The sequence below is a fragment of the Ruegeria sp. YTSC106 genome (assembly GCF_059609765.1).
This window is the reverse complement of record NZ_JBXWMI010000002.1, coordinates 363,257-377,999: the sequence shown is the minus strand read 5'-3', so window position 1 is coordinate 377,999 and position 14,743 is coordinate 363,257. Positions and strand designations below refer to the sequence as shown.

General features: G+C 58.3%; 13 protein-coding genes. 4 read left to right on the top strand and 9 right to left on the bottom strand.

Annotated features, from left to right (window positions below; genetic code table 11):
* Positions 1-201 precede the first annotated feature (201 nt).
* Positions 202-2,154 (top strand): 4Fe-4S binding protein, encoded by a 1,953-nt coding sequence (locus AC2FEB_RS04080; RefSeq protein ID WP_496883846.1) that lies wholly within the window; start codon positions 202-204, stop codon positions 2,152-2,154.
* Here AC2FEB_RS04080 and AC2FEB_RS04075 read toward each other — a convergent pair.
* Positions 2,148-2,876, bottom strand: a complete 729-nt coding sequence (locus AC2FEB_RS04075; protein WP_496671776.1) for a c-type cytochrome — start codon at positions 2,874-2,876, stop codon at positions 2,148-2,150. The genes AC2FEB_RS04080 and AC2FEB_RS04075 overlap by 7 nt on opposite strands.
* 122 nt (positions 2,877-2,998) lie before the next feature.
* Between AC2FEB_RS04075 and AC2FEB_RS04070 the strand changes: the two genes are divergently transcribed.
* From AC2FEB_RS04070 to AC2FEB_RS04060, 3 genes are read left to right on the top strand one after another with little or no spacing between them, the layout of a single operon-like run.
* Complete coding sequence (locus AC2FEB_RS04070) at positions 2,999-4,060, top strand: Mrp/NBP35 family ATP-binding protein (protein WP_496671779.1); 1,062 nt, start codon at positions 2,999-3,001, stop codon at positions 4,058-4,060.
* Positions 4,057-4,752, top strand: a complete 696-nt coding sequence (locus AC2FEB_RS04065) for a biotin/lipoate--protein ligase family protein (protein ID WP_117869247.1) — start codon at positions 4,057-4,059, stop codon at positions 4,750-4,752. The genes AC2FEB_RS04070 and AC2FEB_RS04065 overlap by 4 nt, the downstream gene beginning before the upstream one ends.
* Positions 4,752-5,231, top strand: a complete 480-nt coding sequence (locus AC2FEB_RS04060; RefSeq protein WP_117869246.1) for a DUF6505 family protein — start codon at positions 4,752-4,754, stop codon at positions 5,229-5,231. The genes AC2FEB_RS04065 and AC2FEB_RS04060 overlap by 1 nt, the downstream gene beginning before the upstream one ends.
* On the opposite strand, the gene AC2FEB_RS04055 is transcribed toward AC2FEB_RS04060, so the two are convergent.
* The 8 genes from AC2FEB_RS04055 to acs all read right to left on the bottom strand — a co-directional run bounded on the left by AC2FEB_RS04055 (position 5,228) and on the right by acs (position 14,617).
* Positions 5,228-5,728, bottom strand: a complete 501-nt coding sequence (locus AC2FEB_RS04055; protein WP_117872785.1) for a flavin reductase family protein — start codon at positions 5,726-5,728, stop codon at positions 5,228-5,230. The two genes, AC2FEB_RS04060 and AC2FEB_RS04055, sit on opposite strands and share 4 nt — an antisense overlap.
* Before the next feature lie 88 nt (positions 5,729-5,816).
* Complete coding sequence (locus tag AC2FEB_RS04050) at positions 5,817-7,229, bottom strand: 3'-5' exonuclease (protein ID WP_496671783.1); 1,413 nt, start codon at positions 7,227-7,229, stop codon at positions 5,817-5,819.
* Between the two features lie 2 nt (positions 7,230-7,231).
* Complete coding sequence (locus AC2FEB_RS04045) at positions 7,232-7,750, bottom strand: hypothetical protein (protein WP_117869244.1); 519 nt, start codon at positions 7,748-7,750, stop codon at positions 7,232-7,234.
* Positions 7,751-7,777: 27 nt separating this feature from the next.
* Positions 7,778-9,601, bottom strand: coding sequence for a DUF294 nucleotidyltransferase-like domain-containing protein (locus AC2FEB_RS04040; RefSeq protein ID WP_496671786.1), 1,824 nt, complete (start codon positions 9,599-9,601; stop codon positions 7,778-7,780).
* 108 nt (positions 9,602-9,709) lie between these two features.
* Positions 9,710-11,494 carry a sodium:solute symporter family protein gene (locus AC2FEB_RS04035; protein ID WP_299896339.1) on the bottom strand — a complete coding sequence of 595 codons (1,785 nt, stop codon included), beginning with the start codon at positions 11,492-11,494 and terminating at the stop codon, positions 9,710-9,712.
* A gap of 5 nt (positions 11,495-11,499) precedes the next feature.
* The gene (locus AC2FEB_RS04030; protein WP_117872784.1) at positions 11,500-11,781 is read right to left on the bottom strand and encodes a DUF4212 domain-containing protein; all 282 of its coding nucleotides are present in this window, start codon (positions 11,779-11,781) and stop codon (positions 11,500-11,502) included.
* A gap of 180 nt (positions 11,782-11,961) precedes the next feature.
* Complete coding sequence (locus tag AC2FEB_RS04025) at positions 11,962-12,645, bottom strand: adenylate kinase (RefSeq protein WP_117869241.1); 684 nt, start codon at positions 12,643-12,645, stop codon at positions 11,962-11,964.
* A 7-nt stretch (positions 12,646-12,652) separates the two neighbouring features.
* A complete protein-coding gene (gene acs / locus AC2FEB_RS04020; protein WP_299896346.1) occupies positions 12,653-14,617 on the bottom strand; it encodes an acetate--CoA ligase in 1,965 nt (654 codons plus the stop codon).
* Between the last annotated feature and the right edge of the window lie 126 nt (positions 14,618-14,743).

Sequence of the window (14,743 nt, the reverse complement as noted above, 5' to 3'; positions counted from 1 at the left end):
GTGTGCCAAGCCTAAGCTCTACGACTTTGGTCGTAGTCCAGGGTAGCAACTGCGTGAGCAGGCCCAATGAACGCTTATGTTTTCTGACAATTTGGCCCGAAATGCAGTCTGGAGCAGGGCGTGCGGCAAGGGGTTGAAGTTGTCTTGCCGGGGGTACAGCCTAGTGTGCATGGGACCAGAACGGTTTCCCGAGGAGGGGATATGGGCACCAAACTACTGCTATGCGATTGCGCCGGTACTCAGGCGCTGGACCCGGACGTGATTGAGAGCGCTTGCAGTATCAGGTGTTCCAGAGTGCACACCGCGCTTTGTACAACCGAACTGAAATCAGCCGCCAAGCTGATGCAGGAAGGCGAAACAGTCATTGCCTGCCTGCAAGAGCAGGAAGTTTTTCGATCACTCGCCGAAGACCTGAATATCGATGCGCCCGGATTTGTCGATCTGCGCGATCGGGCAGGGTGGTCCGATCAAGATGCGGATGCGACCCCCAAGATGGCGGCCTTGGCGGCCGAGGCCATATTGCCGCAACCCGTCACGCCCAGCGTGGATGTCTTCAGTGAAGGCACCTGTTTCATCATCGGGCCCGGTACGGTGGCCTTTGATCTGGCAAAGCGTCTGGCCGACTCAATGGCTGTGACCGTCATGACGACCGATCTGTCGGATCCTCTCTCGCGGGACTATGACGTGGTGCGGGGGCGGCTTCGTTCGGTTTCCGGTGCGCTCGGTGGGTTTTCCCTGCGGCTGGACGCGCTGCAGCAAGTCGTACCCGGAGGGCGCGGCGCTTTTGCATGGACCGATCCAAAGGACGGAGCGCTTTCTGCGTGCGACATTGTCGTTGATCTGGCGGGTGAAACACCTTTTGTTCAGGCTCCGGCAAAGCGCGAGGGCTACCTGCGAGCTGATCCCAAGGATGCGGTTGCTGTGGAAAGGCTGGCTTTTGAAGCTGCACAATTGGTGGGAACGTTTGAAAAACCTCTCTATGTGCGGTTGGAAGAAACCCTGTGTGCCCATTCCCGCGCCGGGCAGGTGGGCTGTTCCAACTGTCTGGATATCTGCCCAACCGGAGCGATTTCCCCAGCGGGCGAGTATGTCGCCGTCGATCCGATGGTATGCGCCGGCTGTGGTGCTTGCGCTGCGCTATGCCCTTCAACGGCGATAACCTATGAAGACCCACCTGTTTCGGCGCTGTTGTCGCGGATGCATATTCTGGCCCGCACTTATCGCCGGGCTGGTGGCACCGCGCCTCGGTTGCTTGTGCATGACGCCCACGGTGCTGAGATGACCCGGCTGGCTGCTCGTTTCGGGCGCGGATTACCTTCGGATGTCATCCCGTTGGAACTGAACGTGATTTCTGGCTTTGGCCATGCCGAGATGCTGGCGGCTTTGGCGCATGGGTTTGCACGGGTGGATGTTCTTCTGGCCCCGACGACCGAACGCCAAGCGCTGAACCGGGAACTCGAATTGGCACATGCCATTGCAGGCTCGGAGGGAATAGGTCTGATTGATGAGGTTGACCCCGATGCGATGTCCGATCTGCTGTACGGGCAAGCGGTGCCCCGACCTTTGTCTGATCCGGTTCTGCCGTTGGGCAATCGCCGGCAAATTGCACGGCTGGCAGCGCAGGCGCTGAACCCGCAGGCCGACGCGCCTTTGCCATTGCCCGAGAATGCGCCTTACGGGGCGGTTGCAGTAAACACCGATAGCTGCACCCTGTGCCTCAGCTGTGTGTCGCTGTGCCCATCAGGTGCTTTGATCGACAACCCGGACAAGCCGCAACTGAACTTCCAGCAAGACGCCTGTCTGCAATGCGGGATGTGCAAGACCATTTGCCCCGAGGACGCGATCACTCTTGTTCCACAACTTGATCTCAGCGATGCGGCCCTGTCACAGCAGGTTCTGAACGAAGAGGAACCTTTTGCCTGCGTAGAATGCGGGGCGCTGTTCGGCGTGAAATCCACGGTTGAGCGGATCATGGAGAAGCTGTCGGGTACGCACCCGATGTTCGCGACTTCAGATCAGGCGCGGATGATCCAGATGTGTGACAATTGCCGGGTGAACGTGCAGTTTCAACAGCAAGACAATCCGTTCCAGTCAAAACCCAGGCCTCGGGTCGTCAGAACCGAGGATTACTATTCGGACAGAAAGGATCACTGAAGCTTTAGAGGGGCACCCAGATCTGCGGCGTCGATGCGCGATACGAACGCCAGAATCGCGTCAAGATCATCCAATGTCATCTCAACCGGGTGAATTGGAGAAGGGCGTTCGGGATCAAAAGGGGGCGTCAGCCCGTCGATCTGCGTGAATGCAGGGTGGGGGTTCAGGGCGAAAAACGCCTCGAACCGCCGCGACCAGTCAGGCATTGCGCGCAGAACGGCGAAAGAGGGTGTCGACCCCAGGCCATTCATGCGGTTCTTTGGCCCGACAACATGACAGCGTCCGCAATGGGTCATCGACAATTCTTCGCCGAGTTGGGTGTCGCCATCGACGATGTCATCGGCCTCAACAACTGCGAGGTCGAAGCTGGCAGAAAAGGGCTCTCCCTGTGCCGGAGCAAAGCTTTCCACCGTGCGCTTGCCGATATCCGATTTCAGCCATTCAAGAAAACGGGCCTGGCGGTCACTGTCTTCGATACGCAGGTGATAGATCACCTCGCCGCGGGCAAAGACCGGATCACCGGGCGGCGCGGTTTCCAGCACCATAACCCCGGCGTCGTCCGCAATAACGCGGATCCCGGTCTTGAGAGAGAAGCGAGGAAGGATATGTTGCAACAGGCCAGAGCCGTTCACGTCTGCCGGGGCCGCAAGGCCAATAGCCTCTTGTGACCAAGAGGGGGTGGCAGAGAGCGTCAGGCTCAGGCACAAGAGGACAAAGCGCATGGCTCAACGTAACTTCGCGGGGCGGGATGCGTCAATTGAACAGAAAAAGACGGAGACACGTGCAATGAGCGGTGAGTCGATACGCACGCCCCTGTCAGCAGGGCACATCAAGGGGAACAAGCATGAGTGTTCGTGACGCGGTTCTGGCGAACCTGAAAAAGATCACCGACCCGATTTCCGGGCAGGACATTGTAAGTGCGGGCATCGTGCGTGCCCTGAACGTAGACGGCGATACTGTGCGCTTTGTGCTTGAGATCGACCCCAAGAACGCGGAAAAGATGGAACCTGTCCGCGCTACGGCCGAAAAGGCCGCGCAAATGGTTGAAGGCGTTGCAAGTGTTTCGGCCATGATGACCGCGCATTCCGAAAAGGCGCCGCCGGATCTGAAACCGAAACCCAAGCCATCACAAACCGGGCCGCAGGCGGTACCGGGTGTGGATCGGATCATCGCCGTTGCGTCCGGCAAGGGTGGGGTAGGCAAATCCACTGTATCGGCCAACCTTGCCTGCGCATTGGCTGCGGAAGGACGACGTGTGGGTTTGCTGGACGCCGATGTCTACGGGCCGTCGCAGCCCAGGATGCTGGGTGTCTCGGGCCGTCCGGCCAGCCCTGACGGCAAGACGATCCTACCACTGCGCAACCACGGCGTCACCATGATGTCGATGGGCTTGATGACCAATGAAGGTCAGGCGGTTGTCTGGCGGGGGCCGATGCTGATGGGTGCGCTGCAACAAATGATGAGCCAGGTGCAATGGGGCGCGTTGGATGTTCTGATTGTCGATCTGCCACCGGGCACCGGTGACGTGCAACTGACGCTGAGCCAGAAGTTTCAGGTGGACGGAGCCATTGTCGTTTCGACGCCGCAGGACGTAGCCCTCATTGATGCCCGCAAAGGGATCGACATGTTCAATCAGCTCAAGACACCCATTGTCGGGATGATCGAAAACATGTCCACGCATATCTGTTCGAACTGTGGACATGAAGAACATGTTTTCGGTCATGGTGGTGTCAAGTCCGAGGCAGAGGCGCTGGGCGTGCCGTTGCTGGGTGAAATCCCCTTGCATCTGGACATCCGGGTCGCCGCTGACGGAGGCGCGCCGATTGTCGTCAGCAAACCTGACAGCCCGCAGGCCGAGGCGTTCCGCAAAATCGCCCGGGACCTGATCGCCAAGGGCAACGCATGAGCCAACCGGTATTCCCCCCACTGTTGACAGGCCATCCTGTGCAGGGCGGAGAGGACCCGTTCGAGCGCGCGCTGGCAATGGCGGCGCTGGGCTGCGATGCGGGGACGGTGGTTTACAACGTTCAGGCGGATTTCCTGCGGGTGGCAATTGTTTTTGCCCCCGAGGTGCCGTTGCAGGATGCGATGGTGATGCTGCCGCTCTGCGCAGTGGGATTCCAGAACGCGCTGGGCGCTTTGGCCCCGCCAGAGGTTGCCGTGCATTTGGGTTGGGATGGCCTGATTTGTGTAAACGGCGCGCGTTGCGGCCGGTTCCGTGCGGCTGCGTCGACATCAATGCCCGAGGAAGAGCCGGACTGGCTTATCGTTGGTTGGGAACTGACGCTGTTGCAAACCAGCGACGCGCCGGGCGAAACCCCCGATATCACAGCGCTGTACGATGAAGGCTGTACCGAGGTTTCGGCAACGCAGCTGGTGGAAAGCTGGTCACGACACATGTTGACCTGGCTCAACCGTTGGCAGGAGGATGGCAACGCCTCCTTGCACGCCGAATGGATGGGCCTGCTGCGTGGTGTAGGCGAACCGTTGATCGACGGAGGCGTATTCCTTGGAACGGATGAACGTTTCGGGATGCTGATCCGCGACGGGGTCGATACGCACCTTCGTCCCCTGACCGACTTGTTGGAGAACCGATAATGAAACTGGCCCGAGCAATCCATTTCGACGAAAGCGACATGAACGTGTTTCATTCCCCGGCTCGCACCGGAGAGTGGTGCGTTTCGGGCGGGTTCGAGTTTTCGAACTGGGGCCAGGGTGATCTTGAAGGCAAGGCGCGACAGGCATTTGCGAATGGCTGGCTGGGGTTGGAAACCTTTGGCCGGGTAACTTTTGTGGCCGTGACGCAGATCGAAGCCGCAGAGAAAAACCAGATCACGCGTGATCTGGCCGAACATTTTGTGCAGTTCTATGGCGCGCCCTCGATAGATGCGGCATTGGGTGTCGCCCAAGCTGAAATCGATCACATGTCGGAACTGTGCGAAGACCACGCGGCCAACACGCTGTTGATTGTCGCAAGGGAATTGACCGACACAGGCGTCCACGAAGCTTTTCGGGTGATCACTCCACAGGATGCCGAGCTGGAAGCGCTCGCGGTTCACGGGTCGCTGGACGATTAGATCAGGTCGACAAAACCGCCGAACTGTCCGCGTTTGAAGATCAGCCCTTTGCCGGTGCGATACATGACCTGTTCCACCTGACCCACAATGATCAGATGATCGCCGGCGTCATGACGGGTATGCAGACGGCAGTCAAACCGGGCCAGACACTGGGCCAGATGTGGACGCCCGACCGCATCCTCGGTCCAGTCTGCATGTGAGAAATCCGCTCCATCGCGTGCAAACCGCAACGCCTGATCCTGCTGATCCTGTGCCATGACGTGGATAGAATAGAGATCACAGGTACTGAACGTATCGAAACGGAATGATTCCCTGGCCAGACACCACAGCACCAGTGGCGGTTCCAACGAGACTGACGCAAATGAATTCACTGTTATGGCGCGCGGACCTTCGTCGGATTGCGCGGTAATTACCGTGACGCCGGTGCCAAAGCATCCGAGTGCTTCCCGAAAGGCGGGGCTTTGATCCGGGGTCGGTGTAAAGGTCTTTTCGGTCATTGCGCGCTTAATCCTTGGCCGCGCATCAGGTGCCATGCGTGGCCCGGATTGTCCATGAAAAGCTGACTGCCGAGGTCAATATAAGCCGTCAGTTCAGGTCTTCCAGCAAACGACCGTGTTTACGGGTTTCCATAATCACTTCGCCAAAGGTTGTCAGGCTACGGGCTTGCAGGATCGGCAGCATCTTGACCAATGCCTCGGCTGTGGCAACCGCATCGCCCAGTGCTGTATGGCGCAAAGCGTCGGGGATCGTAATTTCCAACCGTTCACACAAGGCGTCCAGCGTGTGTGTATCGCTGGCCCCGAACAGCACCGCAGATAGTAGGACCGTGTCGAGTATCGGATGGTCCCATTCAACACCCATCCGTTTGGCATGACGACGCAGGAACGCCATGTCGAACGGGGCGTTATGCGCCACGATCACCGCGTCACGCGTGAACTGATGGAAAACGCGCCCGGCTTCGGTAATATCCGGCGCGCCATGAACCATGCGGTCGCTGATCTTGTGTACCTTGGTCGAGGCAGGTGGAATTGGAATGCCGGGATCAACCAGCATGTCCAGATGCTCACCCTGAACGATTTTGCCATTCAGAACGCGTACAGCGCCGATCTGCACAATCTCATCCTTGTGAGGCAGCAAACCGGTTGTTTCCGTGTCGAAGACCACGAAGCACAGATCCGACAGGGGGCGGTTCTCGAACGCGTCATCCCCCGGTGTATTGAGAAGTTCGAAATCATAGACCAGCGGGCGGGCATCGTCCGGTGACATATGTGCCGCGCTGTCTTCGAAGACAAGCATATATCCTGGTGCATCGCCCAAGGGTTTCATCCGGGCGGAGTATGTCTGCCGCCCATCCACGCTGGACAGGGTGCAATAGACGTCCTTTCCGGTTTTGCACATCTTGGCATAAGCGTCTGTCAGGCCGGTGGCTTCGAGATACTCGAAAAGAGACGCGTTCAGACGAGGATGCGCGATCTGGGCAAGAATCTCGGCTGCCTGCCCGTCGTACAGAACGATCTGATGCTTCGGACTGGCCAGCAGCATGGCCACCGGGATCTCGGTCAGCAGGGCGGTCAGGCGTTGTTTCTCCGCAGCCAGATGCGCAGTTTCCGCAGCGACGGCTTCGGCTGTGCGCATGGCGTTCGAGGCGAGTTGTTCCGCCAATCCCGCTGCAGCCGGGGCAAGATCGCCCAGATAACGCGCGGCCTGCATGTCGAGGTCGGTGCTTACACCGGCATGAGCACGGGCACGCAGCTGGGCGGAAAGCCGTTCGATCGGTTTAGCGACGTTGTCGTCAAACAGCAGCCAAACACCTGCAACCAGTGCCAGTAATCCAAATCCGATCAGGATTTCAGCAAAGACGAAATCATTCACCAGATCGGGATTTCCCGCGCGGGAATAGGTGATCCAGAGAGCGGTGGCACTTATCGCAACCCCTCCAAAAGCAAGGAGGCAGAAGAACAGAAAAATCCTGACCCTCAGACTTAATCCGGTAAGCATGATCAAACCCCGCAAGTGGCTTCGATGATGGGATCGTTGTCCCCGGCTGCAATCCAGTCAGCGTTCACCAGGCGCCCGTCATCGGCGAACTCGGCGCCATCTGCCAGGTTGGCGCGGCGGTTTTCTGCACAGTTTACAGCAACCGGCAGCTTCGATACCGGAGCCCAGCGGCCAAAGAAATAGAGGTCGACAAGCCGTTGTTCCGGAACGTTTTCATTTGTCCGCACAGATACGGTGTCGATTGCGGCAAAGCGATCAACGAACGGCACTGCGTAGGTCCAGGGACGATAAAATGCGCGGCTTTCGACCTCTTGCACGATTGTCATCTCTTCGGGCAGTTGGTCGCGCGTGCGGTCATACCAGGAATACTCGCTGGTGATGGTCATTCCGATCATACCGAGGCCAGCGGCAACCGGAGTGGTCCATTTCGGCAAACGTCCTCCGGTCAGCTTGTTCAGCAGAAGAACGATGCCTGCAAATGCGATCCCCGCAAAAACCGTACCGATCAGTTCCAGAAACATTTGGTCTCTCCGTTCCTCAGACGCATGTCAGCCCAGCATTCCCTTGCCGTGGCCAACTGCCGATTGCATCGTTTTTACCACCACGAAGGCATCGCGCAGATGACTTCGCTCAAAGTCCGACAATTCGGACGGTGGCAGATAGTTGTCGGGCATCGCTCCGGATTTAACCAGTCGAACCTGATGCTCCAGCCGGGTTTCTGCGATCAGATCATAGGCATCCAGCAGGTCACGCGCACCAGAGGGGCTGAGCACACCGCTGGACTCGGCTGCCTTCAGGCGGGCGCGGGTGTTGGCTTCGGTCAGTTCGCCCTGCAATGCGTAGATGCGTGCCAGATCGACAACGGGCACCACTCCGTTGTGTTTCAGATCCAGCGTGTTGCGATGCTCGCCCGAGCGGATCGTCGCGAAACCGCGCAGCAGGCCCAGGGGGGGCGTATGCTTCAGCGAGTTTGAAATCATGTGTGCGACGAAGATCGAGTTTGCTCGGGCCGCTGCCAGAGTGTCCGCTTGCAGGTTGGCAAACAACTCAAACGCGCCGCCGATGGGGCGCAGGTCAAACATGACCGAGGCCAGCATTTGCGCCTCAGGGTTTGGCGTGGCAATCCAGCCCTTGAAATAGTCGCGCCAGACACGAACCGGCTGACACCAGCGCGGATTGGTCGCCATCATGTCGCCGGGGCAGTAAAAATACCCGCAGACGTCCAGCCCGTCCGAGACGAATTTGGCCAGTTTGGTGAAATAGGTCATATCGGCGTCGGTGACGCTGTCATCCAGCATCAGGCAATTGTCCTGATCGGATACGCCGGTTTGTTCTTGCCGCCCCTGTGAGCCGCAGGCCAGCCACAAATAGGGTACAGGGGGCGGTCCCAGTTCGGTTTCAGCCAGTTTCAGCAGGCGGCGGGTAGCAGTGTCAGCAATATCGGTGATGAGCCGCGTGACAATCTCGTGCCGGTTCCCGCCAGCAACCAACTGTACCAGCAGTTTCGGAATTTCTGCGGTCACGCGCGCCATTTCTTCAGCAGTGTCCGCCTTAGCAATGCGGCCAACCAGCTCGGCCGAGTTGACGGCCTGATAATGCGTCAGATCGGTCTGTGTCACGATCCCGACCAGACGACCGCCTTCGGAAATCGGGATGTGGCCAATGCCGCGCTCCATCATGATGTGAAGAACATCCGAGCCGATATCACTGGGTGACAGGGTCACGGGGTTTGCAGTCATGATTTCCGAAATCTGTGTGGTTGCTGGCAAACCATCTGCAACATACTTGCCCGAAATGTCCCGTAGGGTGGCTATACCCTTCAAGATATCTCGATCGGTCACGCAAAGCGACGAGATATGTTTGTCGCGCATGATCCGGGCCGCTTCCTGAACCGACGTGTCCGCAGGGCAGGTGGCAGGATTGCGCGCCATCAGAACGTCAATCGAGCTGGTCGCAAGGCTTTGGGGACCGCTGCGATCGCCCCGGGTTCGATCGAAGAATTTGGCGACGACATCGTGCCCTTCAATCAACCGCCTGACCAGATCCGGTGGCAGTAGCATCAGAACCGATGGTGTATGCGCGCGGGCTTTGGTGGCGGCTTTGCCGTCTCTCAACAGGCCGCGCTCACCAAAGGAATTGCGCAACCCCAGATGAGAAACGACTGCACCGTTCTCGTCGGTGATCTCAACCTGTCCTTCATAGATCACGAACACACCGGGCAGGGTATGGCCGAGTTCATAGACTGAAGCGTTTTCCTCAACCTCCCAGACCTCGATCTGCTTGACGATCTGGTCCAGGGCGTCAGACGGCAGCGCGTCATAGGGATGAACGGATTTCAGAAACCGGGCAATTTCATCGTGGGACAGGGGCATCTGATGTCTCCGGTATTCTGGTTAAAAAATCCCGCCCGGTGGTATGCCGGGCGGGAACAGTGGATCGAAAGAAGCGGTCGAAGGCAAGTGCCGACAACCGCATCATACTCAGTGATCCTGAGCTGCGCCCGCACCACGGGGAATGCGTACGCTTTCGACCAGATCCTTGATCTCCTGCGGAGTTTCCTTGGTCATACCTGCAATGATGTAGGCTGTTGCAAAGTTTACCATGGCACCAATCGCGCCGAACGAGGTCGACTTGATCGGACCCAGCAGGGGGTCTGCATCGGTGAACGAGTTGGTGCCCGGAATGAACAGCCAGCCCTTGTGCAGGAAGATGTAGACCAGTGTCACGGTCAGACCAGCCAGCATGCCTGCGACCGCGCCGGTGTTGTTGATGCGGGTCGAGAAGATCCCCATCATCAGCGCCGGGAAGATCGAAGCCGCCGCCAGACCAAACGCAAGCGCCACTGTCTGCGCCGCGAAGCCCGGTGGGTTCAGACCCAGGTAGGTTGCGACAACGATGGCAACAGCCATTGCGATCCGCGCTGACAGAAGCTCGCCTTTTTCCGAGATCTGCGGGTTGATCGCACCTTTGATAAGGTCGTGCGACACAGCCGACGAGATTGCCAGCAGCAGACCCGCAGCGGTTGACAGGGCAGCCGCAAGACCACCAGCCGCGACCAGACCGATCACCCAACCCGGAAGGTTGGCGATTTCGGGGTTGGCCAGAACCAGGATGTCGCGGTTGAACTTGGTCAGCTCGTTTCCGACCCAGCCTTTTTCTTCTGCCAGTGCCTGCATCGATTCAGACTTGTCATTGTAGTACTGAATCTTGCCGTCGCCGTTCTTGTCTTCCCAGTCCAGCAGACCGGTTTTCTGCCAGGTGGCCATCCAGTCATAGCGTGCGTCATTGTCGATTTGTTCAACAGAAACCGCGCCGCCTTCGATGCCACCATTGGGCCACATCATGTCACTGATGTTCAGACGCGCCATGGCACCAACCGCAGGGGCAGTCAGATACAGCAGAGCGATGAAAACCAGCGCCCAGCCAGCAGACCAACGTGCGTCAGCAACTTTGGGAACGGTGAAGAAGCGCATTATGACGTGCGGCAGACCCGCAGTACCGATCATCAGCGACAGGGTGAACAGCACCATGTTCAGTGTGTTCGAGTGGTGGGCCGTGTATTCATTGAAGCCCAGCTCGGTTACGATGGCGTCCAGCTTGGTCAGCAGGGGTTCTCCGCTGGCGGTGTCGCCAAACAGACCCAGCGCCGGAACCGGCGTGCCGGTCAGCTGCAGCGAGATGAAGATCGCCGGGATGGTGTAGGCGGTAATCAGCACGCAGTACTGAGCGACCTGAGTGTAGGTCACGCCCTTCATTCCGCCAAACACCGCATAAGCGAATACCACGGCTGCACCGATCAGCAGGCCGGATGTGTTCGACACTTCGAGGAAGCGACCAAAAGCCACGCCAACGCCGGTCATCTGACCAATCACGTATGTCACCGAAGCAACGATCAAACAGATCACCGCAACGATGCGCGCGGTCTGGCTGTAGAAGCGGTCGCCGATGAATTCGGACACGGTGTACTTGCCAAATTTGCGCAGATAGGGCGCAAGCAGCAGAGCCAGCAACACGTAACCACCGGTCCAGCCCATCAGGAACGAGCTGTTGTCGTAGCCGGTGAAGGCAATCAGACCCGCCATCGAGATGAACGAAGCCGCAGACATCCAGTCCGCCGCCGTTGCCATACCGTTGGTGACAGGATGGATGCCGCGACCCGCAGCGTAAAATTCAGATGTGGACCCCGCTCGGGCCCAGATCGCGATGCCGATGTACAGCGCGAAGGATGCGCCAACAAACAGCAGGTTGATGGTAAACTGATCCATGGGGTTTACTCCTCAACACCGTATTCGGCGTCTAGCTTGTTCATGCGCCAGGCGTAGTTGAAGATCAGCACCAGAAAGACCAGAATCGATCCCTGTTGTGCGAACCAAAAGCCCAGATCGGTCCCGCCTACGGCGATCCCCGACAGCATCGGACGCAGCAGAATGCCGAATCCAAATGACACCAGCGCCCAGATTGCGAGGCTGATGTAGATGAGGCGCAGGTTGGCCTGCCAATAGCCCTTATCGGACTCGGCAGTCTGCGCGGAGTTGGTAGATTGATCCGCCATTGCGGGTTCCTCCTTCGCTTCCTCGTTGGACGGCCCAGTGCCCAAGTCCTCCAGTGCGTCGGGCCGTTTCTCACTTGTGCCAAACACCACGTGGCGTCAGGCAAAACTCCACCAGTCCGCCAAAGCGGTTCAATGAAGTATTCTGTTTGGGATCAAAGCCTTGCGGCTCTTATCCACCCCCTAGTTCATTGCTTCGCCGACGATACCTTCAAGATCATTGGCAATGTCTTCGATTTTACCCATGGCGTTTGTGCGCTGAAGCACGCCCTGACCGTCATAGTAGGTGATCAGTGGCGCGGTCTGCTCATGGTACGCTGCAAGACGCGAAGCCACCGTTTCGGCATTGTCATCCGCACGGCGCTTGAATTCGGTATGGCCACACTTGTCGCATTTGCCCTCTTCGGCAGGCGTCTTGAACTGGTCGTGGTAACCTTCACCACAGCCAGCGCAGGTGTAGCGGCCCGAAATACGGATCACCATTTCTGCGTCTTCCACCTCAAGGCTGATCGCAGCGTCGATCTTCTGGTTGTTCGATGCCAGCAGACCGTCCAGCGCTTCGGCCTGAACCGTCGTGCGCGGGAAGCCGTCCAGAATCACGCCCTTGGCGCAATCCGGCTGAGCCATACGGTCCCGCAGGATTGCGATGACGATCTCGTCGCTGACCAGATCGCCGGCTTCCATTACCGCTTTTGCCGCTTTGCCGGCTTCGGTTCCGGCCGCGACGGCTTCGCGCAGCAGGTCACCCGTGCTGAGTTGTACAAGACCGAATTTCTCTTCCAGCATGCGGGCTTGCGTACCCTTCCCGGCTCCGGGAGGGCCGAGAAGGATGAGAACGGCGGGTGTGGTGATCGTGGCAGCGTCCATCACATCCTCACTTGTTCGCACGGTTTTCGATCAGGTCTTCGACCACCGACGGATCTGCCAGTGTCGAAGTGTCGCCCAACGATCCGAAATCGTTCTCGGCAATCTTGCGCAGGATACGGCGCATGATCTTGCCCGAGCGCGTCTTCGGCAGGCCGGGTGCCCATTGGATCACATCCGGGGACGCAATTGGGCCGATTTCAGTGCGGACCCATGTGCGCAGCTCTTTCATCAGCTCGTCCGAGGGCTCGCGATCATTCATCAAGGTGACGTAGCAATAGATGCCTTGCCCTTTGATTTCATGAGGATATCCAACCACAGCAGCCTCAGCCACAGCAGCATGTGCAACCAGCGCGCTTTCCACTTCGGCTGTGCCCATGCGGTGACCGGATACGTTGATTACGTCATCCACGCGGCCCGTGATCCAGTAGTCGCCATCTCCGTCGCGACGGCATCCATCACCCGTGAAGTAGTAGCCTTTATAATCCGAGAAATAGGTTTTCTCGAACCGCTCATGATCACCCCAGACAGTGCGCATCTGACCTGGCCAACTGTCTTTGATGCACAGCACGCCCTCGACACCGTTGCCTTCGATCTCGACGCCGGATTGCGGGTCCAGAACCACCGGTTCGATGCCAAAGAACGGCTTCATGGCCGAGCCTGGCTTCATCGCATGTGCGCCGGGCAGGGGGGTCATCAGGTGACCACCGGTTTCAGTCTGCCACCAGGTGTCCACAATAGGGCATTTGCCTTTGCCGACAACGTCGTTGTACCAGTTCCACGCCTCGGGATTGATCGGTTCACCCACGGTACCCAGGATGCGAAGATCGCTCAGATCGCATTTCTCGACCCATTCATTGCCTTGCCCCATGAGCGCGCGCAGCGCGGTGGGTGCGGTATAGAATTGGTTCACCTTGTGCTTTTCGCAAACCTGCCAGAAGCGCGAGGCATCCGGGAAGGTCGGCACACCTTCAAACATCAGCGTGGTCGCACCATTGGCCAGCGGCCCATAAACGATATAGCTGTGGCCAGTCACCCAACCCACGTCCGCAGTGCACCAATACACGTCGCCTTCGTGGTAATCGAAGGTGATCTCATGTGTCATCGCGGCATAGACCAGATAGCCGCCGGTGGTGTGCACAACGCCCTTGGGCTGACCAGTCGAACCTGACGTGTACAGAATGAACAACGGATCTTCGGCGTTCATCTCGGCAGGGGCACAGTAGTCGTCCGCCTCAAGTGCCATTTCGTTGTAGTCATAGTCGCGACCGTTGATCCAGGTGGTCTGACCGCCAGTGCGCTTGACCACAAGGCATTTCACCGTGTCCTTGCAGTGCAGCAACGCCGCATCTGCGTTGGACTTCAATGGCGTTTTGCGACCTCCGCGCGGGGCCTCATCTGCGGTGATCACAACCTTGGCGTCGCAACCGTTGATCCGTGCGGCCAGAGCGTCGGGCGAGAAGCCCGCGAAAACGATGGAGTGAATTGCGCCGATCCGTGCACAGGCCAACATGGCATAAGCGGCCTCAGGGATCATCGGCAGATAGATGACGACGCGATCGCCCTTGCGAACGCCCAGAGATTCCAGAATATTGGCCATCCGGCAGGTGCGGCGATGCAATTCCGCATACGAGATATGCTGAGCCGGGTCATTTGGATCATCTGGTTCCCAGATGATCGCGGTCTGGTCGCCGCGGGTTTTCAGATGGCGATCCAGGCAGTTGGCCGAAACATTCAACGTGCCATCAGCATACCAGTTGATCTTGACCGAGCCAAAATCGTAACTGACGTCCTTGACCTGGGTGAAGGGTTTGATCCAGTCGATGCGCTTGCCTTGCTCGCCCCAGAACGCGTCGGGGTTGCTGATTGAGGCTGCATACATGTCGGCATACTTTGCGGCGTCGACATGCGCACGAGCGACGGTTTCTGCGGATGGCGGATAAGTCTTGGCATCTGCCTGGGCAGCGGTGGTCATCTTTGAGGCTCCTCCCTCTGGACTGGATTGCTTGTGGAATCTTTGCCGGTCATTTGGGCAATGTCGATCCCGTTCCTCCCCAAGTTTGAATATTAACGCGTTGTGAAAATAAATAAATAAATTGGT

Coding starts and splice junctions, on each gene's coding strand:
- AC2FEB_RS04035 (WP_299896339.1), bottom strand. CDS start 11,494: ATGGATCAGTTTACCATCAACCTGCTGTTTGTTGGCGCATCCTTCGCG.
- AC2FEB_RS04025 (WP_117869241.1), bottom strand. CDS start 12,645: ATGGACGCTGCCACGATCACCACACCCGCCGTTCTCATCCTTCTCGGC.
- AC2FEB_RS04080 (WP_496883846.1), top strand. CDS start 202: ATGGGCACCAAACTACTGCTATGCGATTGCGCCGGTACTCAGGCGCTG.
- AC2FEB_RS04045 (WP_117869244.1), bottom strand. CDS start 7,750: ATGTTTCTGGAACTGATCGGTACGGTTTTTGCGGGGATCGCATTTGCA.
- AC2FEB_RS04040 (WP_496671786.1), bottom strand. CDS start 9,601: ATGCCCCTGTCCCACGATGAAATTGCCCGGTTTCTGAAATCCGTTCAT.
- acs (WP_299896346.1), bottom strand. CDS start 14,617: ATGACCACCGCTGCCCAGGCAGATGCCAAGACTTATCCGCCATCCGCA.
- AC2FEB_RS04075 (WP_496671776.1), bottom strand. CDS start 2,876: ATGCGCTTTGTCCTCTTGTGCCTGAGCCTGACGCTCTCTGCCACCCCC.
- AC2FEB_RS04060 (WP_117869246.1), top strand. CDS start 4,752: ATGAAACTGGCCCGAGCAATCCATTTCGACGAAAGCGACATGAACGTG.
- AC2FEB_RS04070 (WP_496671779.1), top strand. CDS start 2,999: ATGAGTGTTCGTGACGCGGTTCTGGCGAACCTGAAAAAGATCACCGAC.
- AC2FEB_RS04030 (WP_117872784.1), bottom strand. CDS start 11,781: ATGGCGGATCAATCTACCAACTCCGCGCAGACTGCCGAGTCCGATAAG.
- AC2FEB_RS04050 (WP_496671783.1), bottom strand. CDS start 7,229: ATGCTTACCGGATTAAGTCTGAGGGTCAGGATTTTTCTGTTCTTCTGC.
- AC2FEB_RS04055 (WP_117872785.1), bottom strand. CDS start 5,728: ATGACCGAAAAGACCTTTACACCGACCCCGGATCAAAGCCCCGCCTTT.
- AC2FEB_RS04065 (WP_117869247.1), top strand. CDS start 4,057: ATGAGCCAACCGGTATTCCCCCCACTGTTGACAGGCCATCCTGTGCAG.